The sequence below is a fragment of the Candidatus Villigracilis vicinus genome, from assembly GCF_016702885.1.
Lineage (GTDB): Bacteria > Chloroflexota > Anaerolineae > Anaerolineales > Villigracilaceae > Villigracilis > Villigracilis vicinus.
The window spans coordinates 1-14,625 of the sequence record NZ_JADJDD010000005.1 but is presented as its reverse complement, the minus strand read 5'-3'; the positions used below and the strand labels follow the sequence as shown (position 1 = coordinate 14,625).

Genomic DNA, 14,625 nt, shown 5'->3' with positions numbered 1-14,625 from the left:
GCAGATCGAAGCGGAAATCCAATGGCGTCGTTCAATGAACGGCGTCCATTTTGTCTTAATAGCAAGTTGTGTTATAAAAGTGCATCCATGCGCCTGATCCGTGTCCTTCTTCTTTTTGTTTTTATTTTTTCCCTTGCACCGGGTTCAACCCAGGCGCAAACTGCCACGCCGCCCGCGGCTGTGCGGCTTGTGATGGATTCAATGACGCCCGAAGAGCGTGTGGGACAGTTGTTTTTGGTAACTTTTAACGGGGTTGATACCAGCAGTGAGTCGCAAATTTATGATCTGATCGTTCGCCGCCATGTGGGTGGAGTGGTTCTGCTGGCAGAGAACGATAACTTCAGTGCGGAGAATACACCACAACAGGCATTTCAATTGATCGAACAGCTCCAACGCATGGAGTGGGAAAACTCTATTACACCTGTGATCGACCCGGTATCTGGAAATTCACAACGCTTCGCTTATGTTCCACTGTTCATTGGCGTCTCGCAAGAAGGGGATGGATACCCGACCGACCAGATATTGGACGGGCTGACGCCTTTGCCTAGTGAAATGGCAATCGGTGCTACATGGAACACTGACCTCGCAGAAGAAGTGGGTGGGGTGCGTGGTAGTGAAATTTCATCATTGGGTATCAACCTTTTCCTTGGACCTTCATTAGATGTACTGGAGACCCCGGCTGAATCTGGCGGAGACTTGGGGACGCGCGTTTTCGGCGGTGATCCATTTTGGGTGGGCGAGATGGGTCGCGCCTATGTGAGGGGCTTGCATACCGGTTCGGCAGGCAGGATGCTTGTGGTTGCCAAACATTTTCCAGGCGCAGGCGGGGCAGATCGTTTGCCGCAAGTGGAAGTTTCTACGGTTCGTAAATCTCTTGAGCAACTGAAACAGGTGGAGTTTGCACCTTTCTTTGCGGTGACGGGGAATGCCACGACCCCTGAAGAGGCTGTGGATGGTTTGCTCGTATCGCACATTCGTTATCAGGGATTTCAGGGCAATATCCGCGCTACGACCCGCCCGATCAGTTTTGACCAACAGGCGCTTACGCAAATTTTGGCTTTGCCAGAATTTGCGAGTTGGTATACCAACGGTGGATTACTTGTCAGTGATAATCTTGGCACAACGGCTGTGCATGATTTTTATGTCACGGGCGGCGGTCAGTTCCAGGCACGAGTTGCTGCGCGTGATTCCTTCCTTGCCGGGAATGACCTCTTGTATTTGGGAAACATCAAAGGGGATGATGCTCCTGATAGTTACACATCGGCGGTTCGCACCTTGGAATTCTTTGCGCAAAAGTATCGTGAAGACCCCGCTTTCGCCCAGCGGGTGGACGCTTCTTTAGCACGTATCATTGCTGCCAAGCTGCGTATTTACGATAACTTCATAATTTCCAACGTTGTCTTGCCGAACCCCGAATCTATTGGGAATGGGACGATCTTGGAATCCACCGATACGAACTCGGATATTACTTTTCAGGTTGCCCGAAATGCTGCCACACTTGTAAGCCCCAGTCAGCAGGATCTGGCTTCTATTTTGCCGTTACCGCCCCAGCCAAATGACCGAGTCGTGTTCATCACGGACCCAGTCAGCGTGGCGCAATGTTCAGATTGTTCACCTCAATCTTTCCTTGCATTCGATGCGCTGCAAAATGCAGTCCTGCGCTTATACGGTCCACAAAGCGGGAATCAAGTGGAAGAGTTTCGCTTGAAATCATATTCATTTGAAAATGTGCAGGCATTGCTGGACCTGCCAGATGACAATCAATTTGTAGCGGATGATCTCGATAATGCCGATTGGGTCGTTCTTTCCATTAATGACTCAGCGAAGGGGCAGGCAGAATTGATCAGCCGCTTGTTGCGCGAACGTCCCGACCTGCTCTTGAATAAACAATTGATCTTGTTCACATTCGGCGCACCATATTATTTTGACACAACCACGCTTTCACGTTTCACTGCTTATTACGCACTTTACAGCAAACAGCCCGAGTTTGTCGATGTGGCTGTACGCCTGCTATTTCAAGAATTACCGCCATCCGGTGCCTCGCCTGTTTCCATCCCTGCTGTTGGATATGAGCTGATCAGCGTTACGGCTCCAAATCCGAATCAGATCATCCCGATCTTTCTGGACCTGCCGCCCGCGCCGACTACCCCAGAAGCTTCAATCACTCCCGAGCCGACCCTGACTCCGCTCTTCCGTATTGGTGACACCATTTCGATTCGTACGGGCATAATTCAAGATCACAATGGCAATGAAGTCCCCGATGGGACGGTGGTGCAGTTTTCCATGCTGCTCACTGGCGAAGGCGGCGGTATTTTACAACAGGTCGAGTCTGTTACGAAAGACGGTGTTGCGCGCGCTGCATTCGGGTTGGATAAGCCCGGTCTGCTGGAAATTCGTGTGGCGAGTGAACCGGCGGTCATCTCCGAAGTTCTGCAACTGGATGTTTCCCAGTCTGGAGCAGTGGCAGTGACCGTGGTCGTGCCGGAACTGACGCAATCTTCCGAGCCGACGCCTGCTCCGCCGGTGCAGGCAGCACAGGATGCCTTCGTGACGGGGGAGGGCTACCCGCGTGTTTCCGCTTGGTCACTTTCGATGTTGTTCGTGCTTTTGGCAGCCGGAGCTTTCTTTGGCATATCCTCCCGCTTCCTAAAACGGACGTTTGCCATGCGCCTGTCCTTGGGAATGCTGTTGGGCGGTTTGTTGGCATATAACCTGCTCGCGCTTGGTTTTTTCAACGTGTCCGACTGGTTGAAGGATGCCGGAGTCACCGGCGTGCTCTATGCCACCATGGCGGGGCAGGTACTGGGGCTGGCAGGCGGGTGGGTTTGGTCTCGTTCGAAAAAATAGTACTTTCAAACCATATTAATTTCTTGAAGCGTTCATCCCCCTTGTGGGATAATACCCCTCCACCGAAGTGGTTAGGAGATTATGGATCATGGAATCGAACAATAAAGCCGGTAAAGTAAAAAACGTTAATAAGGCAAAACAACCGCCTATTTTATTTGAGAAGACTCAGGCGATCATTAAGCAGCTGACGAAGGAGCTTGGCGGCACACTGGTCACCTATTTTAACAATCCGCGCGGAAGTGTCTGTCATGATGATGTATTGGCATTATTCGAATTACTTGAAAAGATAGGGCGGCAGGAGAAGATCTATCTTTTCATAAAATCCAGTGGCGGCAATGGGCAGGCCTCCCTGCGGATCGTGAACTTGCTGCGGCAGTATTGCGATGAGATCATCGCTGTCCTGCCCTTAGAGTGTGCCTCTGCTGCCACAATGATCACGCTGGGCGCAAACGAAATTCACATGGGACCCATGGCGTATCTCACTTCTGTGGATACATCTTTGACACATGCCCTCTCACCGATCGATCGCGATAATGACCGCGTGAGCGTCAGCTTGGATGAATTGAACCGCGTCGTTCGGCTGTGGCAGGCTCAAAAGTCTGATTCGAGCGAAAACCCATATCAGCAATTATTTCAGCATGTACATCCCCTTGTCATCGGTGCAGTAGACCGAGCAGAATCCCTTTCGATTATGTTGTGCAAGGAACTGTTGGCTTATCACATTAAGCAAGAAGAAGTTGCCGAGAAAATTGCCTCGACCTTAAACTCGAAATATCCTTCACATGGGTATCCGATCCTGTTCGATGAAGCCCAACGTATTGGGCTCAAGGTCAACCGCCTTCCGGCTGCGATCAACTCACAGTTGCTCGAGCTAAATGAGCTTTATAGTGAGATGGGGCAGCGCGCAACCACGGATTTTGATGATACCCATGCACACGGAAATGAGATCCTCAACATCTGGGAATCAACCGATGTGCTGGTCTATTATCAACAAGATAAAGACTGGTTCTATCGTACAGAAGAGCGTCGCTGGATCTCGCTTAACGACAACAGCAGTTGGCGGCGGATGCACAGAAAAGGCAGCAAGGTGGAAAAATCCATCTTGCACATTTCGTAAAATTTTGAGGCACAGCACCCGCTGTGCCTCTTTTATTGTGGGCGAGGTGGTAAAACTAATCTGTTGCAAAACCTTTGCAAAACCTTTGCATTGTGTTAGAATATTTCTATTCGATTTTGTGAAAAGGTACTCATGGCAAAGAACTCTCAACTCAAATTTAATGATCTGGCTCCCGACTTGACCCTTTTGAATGGGAATGGCAACCCTGTGCAACTTTCCTCTCTCTGGAAAGAGCATGTAGTCGTGCTTGCATTTACTCGTCATTTTGGATGCCCGCAGTGTAAGGAAATGATCGACCAGTTGATCGACTCGCATCAGACCCTGACCGATAATGGGTTGATGCTTACGATTATTTCCCACGCCTCGCCCGAATCTGCAAATAAATTCTGTGAACAGCGTGCCCCGAATGCGCTCTGTCTTGCCGACCCCGATCGGGCTGCCTACCGTGCCTACGGACTGTACCGTGGCACCCTTTGGCAGACGCTCATTTCGCCGCGTATTTGGAAGTCTAATCGCAGGTTGGCACGTGAAAAAGGCATCAAGCCCGAATTGCCGCTTCCGGGTCAGGATGCCTATCAAATGTCTGGCACCTTTGTCATTGGCACAGATGGAAAGATTCGCCTGCCGTATTACTATGAAGATATCGCCGACCATCCCCCAGTAGACCTACTCTTGCATGGCATTATGGGTGTGGATTGGAAAAAGCCGTTTGACTCAAAACCATTGGCATAGGAAGTAGAAGGAAATGAATAATCTCTTTATTGCAACGTACCTTGCGCTCAAGGAAGTCATCCGCAACCGTGGACGCTTTCTCCTTGTTGCGCTGGTGATTGCGTTGATCACTGTACTTGTGTTGTTTATTGCTGCGCTTGGCGAAGGTCTTTCAGATGCCAACCGGCAGTATGTTGCCAACCTCGATGCGCAACTGATCGTGTTTCTGGAAAAATCAGATTACAGTATTACCGCCAGCCGCCTGGAGACAAATACCATCAAAACGGTTCGACGTGTTGAGGGTGTAGCAGATGCGGGCGCGATCTATACCTCGAATTCCGAGATCGTGTCTTTGCCTGAGCCGCAGAAGATTTCCATGTTAGGTGTGGATGCTGGTCACCCTGGCATGCCGCCCTTGATCGATGGACGTTACTTCCGCGGTGGGGAAGCGCGCGAAGCCGTGATGGATATGAGCGTGGCGCAGCGTACCGGCTTGCAGATCGGTGATGAGATCGAGATCCGTTCCACACAAGGGACGGAAGATGAGTTCTACACATTGAAGATCGTGGGGTTGGTGGATAAACAGGCTTACTTCTTCCAACCGACGATCTTTGTTCCGGCAGCCACATGGGAGTTGATGCGACCCCAACCTGAAGCTGACTTAAACAGCGATACGCCCTACCCGAACATTATCGCCGTCAAGTTGGAAGACCCCGCCCAGGTGGAGATAATCAAACAGCGTTTGCAGGAGCAGGTTCCCAATATTGAAGTCGCGGATATTGAGACCACCATCAATAATATTCCCGGCTATACCGCCCAACAGGGAACCGTACAGACTCAGGCGGTATTCACCTTGTTGATCGGCATCCTGGTGATTGGCGGTTTCTTCCAGATCCAAATTTTGCAAAAGGTTCCACAGATCGGCGTGTTGAAGGCGATCGGTTCTTCCAATTTTGTGGTTGGGCTGTCTGCCGTCATTCAGATCATTATCGTCACTGCCATGGGTGTGGGCATCGGCGCCACCCTGAATTATCTGTTCTCGCTGGGGCTGCCGCCTTCCATTCCTTTGGCATTCAATGGAACACGCTCCCTGATCGCCATAGCGTTGCTCCTGTTCATTGGTCCGTTGGGTGGGATGGTATCCATTATTTATGCTGTTCGTATCGAGCCGCTTAAAGCGCTCAGGTTAGGTTAGAAATGTCAGATATTGCATTGGAAGTTCGTGATCTGGTTAAGTCATTTTCGTTGGATGGCACAACCATCAACGCAGTGGACAAAGTATCGTTTCAGGTGAAATTCGGCGAGTTCGTGGCATTGGTCGGACCCAGCGGTTCAGGCAAGACCACCATGCTTTCCATCCTTGCCGCGCTCCTCACTCCCACCAGCGGACAAGTCCTGATCGATGGACAGGATCTCGCACAGATGAGTGAGACGGAGCGTGTGAAACTGCGCCGTGAAAAGATCGGTTTTACCTTTCAGTCGAATAACCTGATCCCTTTCCTTTCGGCGCGTGAGAATGTCGAATTTATGCTGCGTTTGAACAGCAAACTGGATCATGCCAGCCGCATTCGTTCGGATGAACTGTTGGCGCGTCTGGGTCTGGCTGAACGCTTGCATAACCTGCCTGCGCAAATGTCCGGCGGTCAGCAGCAGCGTGTTGCGATCGCCCGAGCGTTGATCCACAACCCTGCGCTTGTACTTGCGGATGAACCCACCGCCTCCCTTGATACGGAGCGTGCCTTCCAGGTCGTTGAAACCTTTGCGAACCTTATCCATGAGAATGGGCGCGCGGGCATCATCGTTACGCACGACCTGCGCATGTGTCAGTTCGTGGATCGTGTATTGCAAATGCAAGACGGTAAACTCGTCCGGGTGTATGAAACCAAGGAAGAGATCATGGAATTGGCAACCGCCACGGTACATTGATCTTATCCCTTTGAATCAAAAGAGCGCAGGAGTTTCTATGCCTGCGCTCTTTTGATTCGTGAGTCGGCTCTTTACGAGTCTTTGTGAAAGAACTTGTCCATTACCGGTGCAATATTCTTTGGAATATCTTCGTTCCAGGCTCCGCCGTCGATCTGCTCGCCGGTGGGTTCTCCGGCATCATCCAATTTGAAGTATACGGGAATGAAATCAAATTGGAAGAACTCCACCTTTCCGTTGTTCCAACCCCATTCGTCCACATCCAATTTTATGATGTAAGTACCGGCATAGGCGTTCAACATTAGTTCGTCTTCCGCTTTGATCGCCGCATCGATCGCCTGACAGGGTGGGCACCAGGTGGCGTCAAATTCCACTACAGGCATCTGACCCAGCGCAGCGGCTTTCTGTGCTTCTTTTGCCAGCATGGCGGCTAGATCTCCATCGTTTGGTCTGAGCCGCACAATGGTAAACCCGGCATGCACAGCTTCAGGCGTTTGTTCTGTAGTTGATTTTGTCCCATCAAGCGTTGTGGAAGTCTCGTTGGCGATGACCGGGTTGATGGCTTCCTGCGGATTTGGCGTCAGCGCTTTGCAGGCGAGTGTGACAACAAGGGTGCTTAAAATCAAAATAAATTTTTTCATGGTTCTCCCATCTTGGTTGAATTAATGCGAAGCCGCTTTTCCGGGAATACGAATTGCTAGCTCCTGTCTGATAACAGGAGCTTTGCAGCCATGATCTGAGCAAGCCATATACGTGATTTTTACTGTATCAGCTGTCCAGGTTTTTCCGGGGGGAAGATCGATCGGGAGGCTTAATGTGACAGTTCCTGCCGGATACACTAAAAGGCTTTTGGGCTCGAACTCTGGGACTTGAGCAGATACACTTTCGATCAAGTCACCTTTCACGCTGTACTGACTTGTGTCGCCAGCCTCCACTAAAGTGGGGCGACCCAGCCCATCTACCCCTGTGATGGGCTGGTCTTTGCTATACAAATGCAGCCCTTGTTCGGGGGTGAATGTAGCAGAGAGAAAATATCTCGCATCATTATCTTTTTCCAAGCGGATCAGGACGCTCACAGAGTTTTTGGTGAAGGCTGCCAGCTCAAGCGGATATGTTCTACTTTGCGAGCATGCACTGGATAGCAGGAGAAGTAAAATGGCAAAAGCCAGATTCTTTTTCATTGAAAATGATTATATGACAAAGCAGATTTCAGGGAATAATACAAAACGGCATCCAGAATTTTCTGGATGCCGTTTTGTTGCTATGAACCGTTCTTACGCAGTTTCCAAATAACGCTGAATTTCAAAGTCAGTCACGCGCAGGCGGAATTCGTCCCATTCTTCCCACTTGGCGCGCATGTAGGCTTCGAACAGGTAATCGCCGAGCGCTGACTTCAACACATCGTTCTTCTCCAATTCATGCAAGGATTCAGCCAGCGAGCCAGGGAGTTCGGTTACGCCGAGCTTGGTGCGTTCTTCCTTGTTCAGGTGATAGAGATTGATGTTGTTCAACGGCTTGGATGCCTTCATGTTCTTGTCGATGCCATCGAGCGCGGCGGCAAGCATGACGGTGAACGCCAAATACGGGTTGGAGGATGGGTCGGGGAAACGCAACTCCGCGCGGACTGCCTTGTCGCGTCCTTCGGTGTAGCGCGGAATGCGGATGAGCGCCGAGCGGTTCTGCTGTGCCCAGCCGATGTACACGGGGGCTTCATACCCCGGCACGAGGCGCTTGTAGGAGTTCACGGTCGGGGCAACCACACCAGCAAGGGCGCGGGCGTGTTCCAACTGACCCGCAATGAAGGAATAAGCCAATGGGGAAAGATGGGCTTCATCCTTTGCATCGAAGAACAGGTTGTTGCCGGTCTTGGTGTCGAATAGCGACTGGTGGCAGTGCATGCCGGAGCCGTTGATGCCATAAACGGGCTTGGGCATGAACGAAGCGACGAGACCGTGCTGGGCGGCGATCGCCTTCACCGTGTACTTAAGCGTCAGAACGTTGTCGGCAGCTTTGAGCGCGTCTGCGAAGCGGAAGTCAATTTCATGTTGACCCAGCGCCACTTCGTGATGACCAACTTCAACGTCGAGTCCCATCTGATCAAGCGCTTCCATCAATGCGGTGCGAACCACAACGGCTTCATCAAAGGAGGAGAAATCGAAGTAGCCGCCCAGATCGTGGGGGACGGGGTGAATGCCGTTCGTAGTCGCATCTCCCTTGAACAGGAAGAACTCCGGCTCAGGACCGATGTTGAATTTCCAGCCGCGTTCATCGATCTTTTTGAGAATGCGTTTCAACGCGCCGCGCGGGTCGCCTTCGAAAGGCTCGCCGCCGGGGGTGTAGATGTCGCAGAATACACGCGCACGACGGGAATCGGGCGAAGACCAGGGCAGCACCACATAGGTATCGATGTCCACTTTCAGGCGCATATCGCTTTCCTGAATGCGGGCGAACCCTTCCACTGATGAGCCGTCGAACCATGCGCCATCCTTCAGCACATCTTCGAGGTGACGGATGGGCATATCCACGCTTTTGACAGCGCCGAGCACATCCGTGAACTGGAGCGAAAGGAACTTGACGTTATCTTCCTTCACTCGCTTGAGCAATTCTTTTGAATCCATGTTTATCTCCTTTTGTTTTAGCTTGCACAGTTTTGAATACTGATTACCAACTCTTGAAAACTTGCCTCTTATTCAATTTCTTCAGGGATTGCCAACTCATTTTTAGGAACAGGTTTGGAATTTCTTGAAAGGTTGATCATGATCACCGCCCCAATGATGATCACCGATGAGACCGCGATCCGTGCGTTCAATTCCTCACCTGCGAAGAGCCAGCCGAGAAGGACTGCAACCATTGGGTTTACATAAGCATAAGTGGATGTCAGCGATACGGGGGCGTTTTGGATCAACCAACCATAGGAGACGAACCCGACCAATGAACCGAAGGTGATCAAGTAGACCAGACCCCACCAGGAGCGCATCGAGACTTCGTCGAAGTTGAATCCTTGCAGTTCACCGGTTGCCACGCTGACGATGAACAGCGACGCCGCACCTGCCAACATTTGCATCCCTGTTGACATCAGGGTGGATTTGGGCATGTCTGCACCGCGTGAATAGATGGACCCCATCGACCATAAGATCGGCGCGAACATAAGCAGGATCAGACCGCTGGTCTTGAATGCATGTTGTGAGCCTGCGATCTCTCCCGGACCCACCAGCACAAATACGCCGCCAAACCCAAGCAGCAAGCCAACGATCGCCTGCCAGGAAGGTTTTGTGCCGCCTGACCGCAGTGACTCAAAGAGTACCAACCAGAACGGGGATGTGGTGATCATAAGCGCCGCGATCCCGGAAGGCACGCTTTGTTCGGCAAGGCTGACGAATCCGTTACCGCCTACAAGAAGCAAGGTCCCAACAATGGCGGCGGCTTTCCAGTTGCTTTGGGTGGGTCTCGGGTCACCTGCCAGGTGACGCCACACAACAAGGATCGCGCCAGAGACCAAAAAGCGCAGGGAGGCATGTAAGAAAGGCGGGATGGTTTCTACGGCAAAACGAATGGCTAAATAGGTGGAGCCCCAGACGATCCATAAAGCTAGTAGTGCGGTCCAAAGTTTTGTTTTCATTCTTTTCCTTCAATGTAGGTGTCAAAAGTAAATTAGTCTGCCCCAACCAATTCTCTTGCGAGGATGGCTTTTTTGCGGGCGGTTCCATAAAGATAATTGCCGAACTCTCCGCTCTTGCGGATGACCCGGTGACAGGGAATGAGATAGGCAATGGGGTTGTCGCCGACGGCGCTGCCGACTGCCCGAACGGCACGCGGGTTGCCGATATTCGCAGCGATATGTTCATATGTGGTCAGCGCGCCGGTGGGGATGGTGAGCAATGCCTCCCAGACCTTGATCTGAAAATTCGTTCCGCGCAGATGAAGCTTGAGCGGTGCATCTGTTGCCGCACCTAGAAAGATGCGGTTGACCAGTGGGGCGGTGCTTTGGTAATCCTCGGTCATGCTGGCATGATTCCAATGTTCCACCAAGCCGTCTATGGCTTTGCCTTCACTGCCATCCACAAACCCGAGGTGACAAATGCCGCGCTCGGTGGTGGCGATGAGACACTTCCCGAACGGGGTGGGATGAATGCCGTAGTGGATCGTAACACCTGCCCCGCGCGATTTGTATTCGCCGGGAGTCATCGCTTCGGTGCTGACAAAAAGATCATGCAGCCGCCCCAGGCTCGATAGTCCGGTTTGATGCGTGGCTTCCAGCAGGTTTTCGGACCGATCAAGGATCTGCTTTGCCTGTTCCTTTGTCAGAAATTGCATAAAGCGTTTGGGGCTGATGCCCGCCCAGCGGGTGAACAGTCGTTGAAAGTGATACTCGCTCAAGCCAACTGCTGAGGCGATCTCTTCCAACTCCGGCTGTCTTTTCACGTTGGTTTCAATATATTGAATGGCTTGTTCGATCAGCCGATAATGTTGTAAAGGTTCAGGGTCTTGCATTTGTTGGTTCATGGGTTCCATTTCAATCTCCTTTTTCTTGATGGAGATTGTATTTTGCGTTTTGTTTGCTGACGACCCGTTTCTTGCTCATTTTTTTATTCTACCCCCTCTCCAAAATGGGAGAGGGTAGGGGTGAGGGCAAACAAAAAACAGGCATGCCGGACATGCCTGTTTTGATACGGTTTGGTATTAAAACAAAATGCCCTTCCAGCACAACAGACATGCAAAATTGCATGTTCACTGCGTTCGCATTGTCCCATTCGTCGCCGTACGGTTTTCTGCGAGGGCTGCCGCCCGAAACGCTTTCTTTGGAAGGGAGAAGGAAGCCAGTGACCTGGCTTCAGAGGCATCCGCTGATCTATCCGATTTTCTCACCTCACCCCAACCCTCTCCTAAAGGAGAGGGGAAAGTTTGGTAATTAGCGTCCCGTTCGCACGGGAGAACCTCCACCTCGTGATCTCGTTCGTACTGAGACCCAGCCGCTTCAACTCCGTTATTCAGTTGGTTGCCCCATACGATTGCGGCATTGTACACGTTAGGGACTGGTTCCGTCAAGCAAGTGGTCTAAACCAGTAAAAAAGCGAAATGTTCCGCTGGGAACATTTCGCTTGGGATGGCGTACCCCGCCTGTGCCGTGTACTGCTGGGTTTTGAACCTGCTATTGCAGGTGGGTCCTGACCGGGAAACGCCGCCTTGGCTCAGGCCTATCGCGTTATTTCCATGAAGTTAAGGACCCTTTTAGGGGGTATTGGCTCAAAACGTAAGGGCAATATCACGAGCACCGCAGGGTATGATTTTTATACCATACTCCATGGCGCAAGGAAAGAAAATCATTAATCTAAGCCTGCTGTGAAACAATTGATTTTCCCTGCAATTTGTGCTAGTCTGATAAGAGCGTGGTCTTTTATCCATATTGATGTACGAACCAAAGGAGCTGACAATGAATCTCGTTCATGGTGTTGATGTAAGTTACTGGGAACCACGTATAGACTGGCAGGCGCTGCGCACGCAGAGCTTTAAATTCGCCCTGATCCGCGCCACTTCTGGGGTGGGGTATGTGGACCCGAAATTTAAATCGCATTGGGAGGGTGCCCGCAAGGAAGGGCTTTTGCGCGGCGCGTATCATTACTTGATCGCAAACCAGGATCCCAAACAGCAGGCGGATCTCTTCATTTCCACCATCAGCGCAGACCGCGGCGAACTTCCGCCGATCATTGACCTTGAGGATAAATATAACGAGAACGCTTCGAACTCGCTCATTATAGATACGTGCAAAGCCATTCTCGACCGGGTTGAAAAAGCTTTTGGTGTGAAACCGATGATCTACTCACGCACCCAATATTTGAACTTGCATGTTTCACGCAATGGCAAGGCGCCATCCTGGGCAATGGACTATCCCCTTTGGGTGGCACAGTATCCGTACGTCTTTTCTCCTGATACCATGCCCAATAAGAATATGCCCACTCAGGCGGTTGGCTGGCAGGATTGGAAGTTCTGGCAGTACTCCGAATCCACATTGGTGGACGGCGTCACCAACGATAATGGCTCGCCAACAGAATGCGACCTGAACTGGTTCCGCGGCACAGAAGCCGAGTTGTATGCCTTTGCGAATGTTAAACCGAAGGAGCCGGTATCGTATACCGTCAAGAGCGGCGATACTTTCAAGTCGATCGCTGAGAAATATAAGATCACCGTGGATGAACTGCTGATGGCGAATCCGCAGCTGCTTGCCGAAGGTGCCAAACTCACCATCCCGGTTCCAACCATCTCCAAGCCCATTGTCAGTGATAACAGTACCACCAACAATGCCGCTTCTTCAACGCGCAAGCATACTGTTAAACAGGGTGATACCGTTGGCTTGATCGCCCAAAAATACGGCGTGACCGTGGAAGCCATTCAAGCCATTAACCCCAATTTGACCAATCCCAACCTGATCTTTGTGGGGCAGGTGATCGTTATTCCGTAATGTCACCCTGAGGGAGCGTTCTTCGCGACCGAAGGGTCTCTCGGGGTGGGCGTAGAGATCCTCACCAGCACTGCATCCGCATCGCGGTGCATGTGTCGCTATCGCTCACGCGTGCCTGCTGCACGGTGCAGGCAGGATGACATTATTAAGATGATTTGTATATAAAAAACAGGTAGACAGTTTTACTTGTCTACCTGTTTTACTTGTTTACTTTCTACATCCGATCTACGGATAAATCCTTTTGATCGTGCGTGGGAACGGAATCGCCTCGCGGATGTGTTCGATGCCGCACATCCAGGCGGTGACGCGCTCGGTGCCCATACCGAAGCCCGCGTGGGGGACGGAGCCATATTTGCGAAGCTCCAGATACCACTTGAAGGCTTCTTCGGGCAGACCTTCCTTTTGAATGCGCGCCAACAATTTATCAGGGTCACTCATGCGTTCAGAGCCGCCGCAAATTTCGCCGTAGCCTTCGGGCGCGAGCAAGTCCACAGACTTGCAGACTTCGGGGCGGTTCTCCCATGGTTCCATGTAAAAGGCTTTGACCGCGGACGGGTAACCATAGACAAAGACTGGCTTGTCGTATAACTTGGTGATCTCGGTCTCGTGCGGAGCGCCGAAGTCCATGCCCCATTCGAATTTGAGCAATTCTTTGCGCTCGGGGTCGGTCTCTTTTTCGTAGAGGTCGATCAGATACTTCGCCGCATCGTCATAGGACATGCGCGGGAAGGGACCGGTGATACTTTCCAGTTTGCTCAAGTCGCGCCCGAGGAACTTCAACTCGGCGGAGCAATCCTTCAACACGGACTGGGCGATGTGGGTGATAAGACCTTCTTCGATGTCCATGAGCTGGTCAAGGTCGCAGAAAGCGATCTCGGGTTCGAGCATCCAGAACTCGGTCAGGTGGCGACGCGTTTTGGACTTCTCCGCGCGGAAGGTGGGACCGTAGCAGTAGACTTTTCCGAAGGCGAAAATATTCGCCTCGTTATAAAGTTGACCGGTTTGCGCGAGGAAAGCGGAGCCTTCGTCGAAGTATTCGGTCTCGAAGAGAGTGGTGGTGCCTTCGGCGGCGGCGGGGGTCAGGATGGGGGTGTCGAGGTTGAAGAAGCCCTGACCATCCAAATACTCGCGGACAGCCGACATGACCCGCACGCGCACGCGCAAGATCGCCCATTGGCTCTGCATACGGATCCACAGGTGACGGTTGTCGAGCGCGAAATCCACGCCGTGGTCTTTGAGCGCCATGGGGTAATCAAGCCCGGCGGCTTGGACGACCTGTAAATCCTTGATGCCGACTTCGAACCCGCCGGGGATGCCGGGCGCGCGCTTATCCTCGCGGACGGAGCCGGTGATGATCACCGACGATTCCTGCGGCAGTTTGGAGATGGTCTCGAAGAGTTCGGGCGTCAGGTCACCTTTGAAGGCGACGCATTGGATGAAGCCCGAGCCATCGCGCACGAGCAAAAAGACCAGCTTGCCCTTATCCGTGCGATTGTAGACCCATCCCTTGAGGACGACGTCTTGCCCGATGTAATTTGATATTTTTGAAACGCTGACGTGTTCGGTCATG

General features: G+C 51.8%; 12 protein-coding genes and 1 other RNA gene. 6 read left to right on the top strand and 7 right to left on the bottom strand.

What is annotated here, in order from left to right; all coding sequences use genetic code 11:
• Positions 1-87 precede the first annotated feature (87 nt).
• From IPG80_RS05055 to IPG80_RS05035, 5 genes are all read left to right on the top strand, one after another.
• Complete coding sequence (locus IPG80_RS05055) at positions 88-2,847, top strand: glycoside hydrolase family 3 N-terminal domain-containing protein (RefSeq protein WP_345103361.1); 2,760 nt, start codon at positions 88-90, stop codon at positions 2,845-2,847.
• A gap of 88 nt (positions 2,848-2,935) precedes the next feature.
• Positions 2,936-3,964 (top strand): ATP-dependent Clp protease proteolytic subunit, encoded by a 1,029-nt coding sequence (locus tag IPG80_RS05050; RefSeq protein WP_345103359.1) that lies wholly within the window; start codon positions 2,936-2,938, stop codon positions 3,962-3,964.
• Between the two features lie 132 nt (positions 3,965-4,096).
• Complete coding sequence (locus IPG80_RS05045) at positions 4,097-4,696, top strand: peroxiredoxin-like family protein (protein WP_345103357.1); 600 nt, start codon at positions 4,097-4,099, stop codon at positions 4,694-4,696.
• A gap of 13 nt (positions 4,697-4,709) precedes the next feature.
• On the top strand, positions 4,710-5,870 hold the full coding sequence (locus IPG80_RS05040) for an ABC transporter permease (protein WP_345103355.1): 1,161 nt from the start codon (positions 4,710-4,712) through the stop codon (positions 5,868-5,870).
• 2 nt (positions 5,871-5,872) lie between these two features.
• Positions 5,873-6,601 carry an ABC transporter ATP-binding protein gene (locus IPG80_RS05035; protein WP_345103353.1) on the top strand — a complete coding sequence of 243 codons (729 nt, stop codon included), beginning with the start codon at positions 5,873-5,875 and terminating at the stop codon, positions 6,599-6,601.
• Positions 6,602-6,672: 71 nt separating this feature from the next.
• Here the strand turns inward: IPG80_RS05035 and IPG80_RS05030 are convergent, their stop codons facing one another.
• The 6 genes from IPG80_RS05030 to ssrS all read right to left on the bottom strand — a co-directional run bounded on the left by IPG80_RS05030 (position 6,673) and on the right by ssrS (position 11,882).
• The gene (locus tag IPG80_RS05030; RefSeq protein WP_345103351.1) at positions 6,673-7,239 is read right to left on the bottom strand and encodes a thioredoxin family protein; all 567 of its coding nucleotides are present in this window, start codon (positions 7,237-7,239) and stop codon (positions 6,673-6,675) included.
• Between the two features lie 21 nt (positions 7,240-7,260).
• Positions 7,261-7,779, bottom strand: a complete 519-nt coding sequence (locus tag IPG80_RS05025) for a hypothetical protein (protein ID WP_345103349.1) — start codon at positions 7,777-7,779, stop codon at positions 7,261-7,263.
• A gap of 93 nt (positions 7,780-7,872) precedes the next feature.
• Positions 7,873-9,216 carry a type I glutamate--ammonia ligase gene (gene glnA, locus IPG80_RS05020; protein ID WP_345103347.1) on the bottom strand — a complete coding sequence of 448 codons (1,344 nt, stop codon included), beginning with the start codon at positions 9,214-9,216 and terminating at the stop codon, positions 7,873-7,875.
• Positions 9,217-9,284: 68 nt separating this feature from the next.
• A complete protein-coding gene (locus IPG80_RS05015; protein ID WP_345103345.1) occupies positions 9,285-10,217 on the bottom strand; it encodes an EamA family transporter in 933 nt (310 codons plus the stop codon).
• 32 nt (positions 10,218-10,249) lie between these two features.
• On the bottom strand, positions 10,250-11,110 hold the full coding sequence (locus tag IPG80_RS05010; RefSeq protein WP_345103343.1) for a methylated-DNA--[protein]-cysteine S-methyltransferase: 861 nt from the start codon (positions 11,108-11,110) through the stop codon (positions 10,250-10,252).
• Positions 11,111-11,705: 595 nt separating this feature from the next.
• Positions 11,706-11,882, bottom strand: a non-coding RNA gene (gene ssrS / locus IPG80_RS05005) — 6S RNA.
• A 147-nt stretch (positions 11,883-12,029) separates the two neighbouring features.
• On the opposite strand from ssrS, the gene IPG80_RS05000 reads away from it, so the two are divergent.
• A complete protein-coding gene (locus IPG80_RS05000) occupies positions 12,030-13,055 on the top strand; it encodes a GH25 family lysozyme (protein ID WP_345103341.1) in 1,026 nt (341 codons plus the stop codon).
• Positions 13,056-13,280: 225 nt separating this feature from the next.
• Here the strand turns inward: IPG80_RS05000 and asnS are convergent, their stop codons facing one another.
• Positions 13,281-14,624: an asparagine--tRNA ligase gene (gene asnS, locus IPG80_RS04995; RefSeq protein WP_345103339.1), complete on the bottom strand. Its 1,344-nt coding sequence runs from the start codon at positions 14,622-14,624 to the stop codon at positions 13,281-13,283.
• Between the last annotated feature and the right edge of the window lies 1 nt (position 14,625).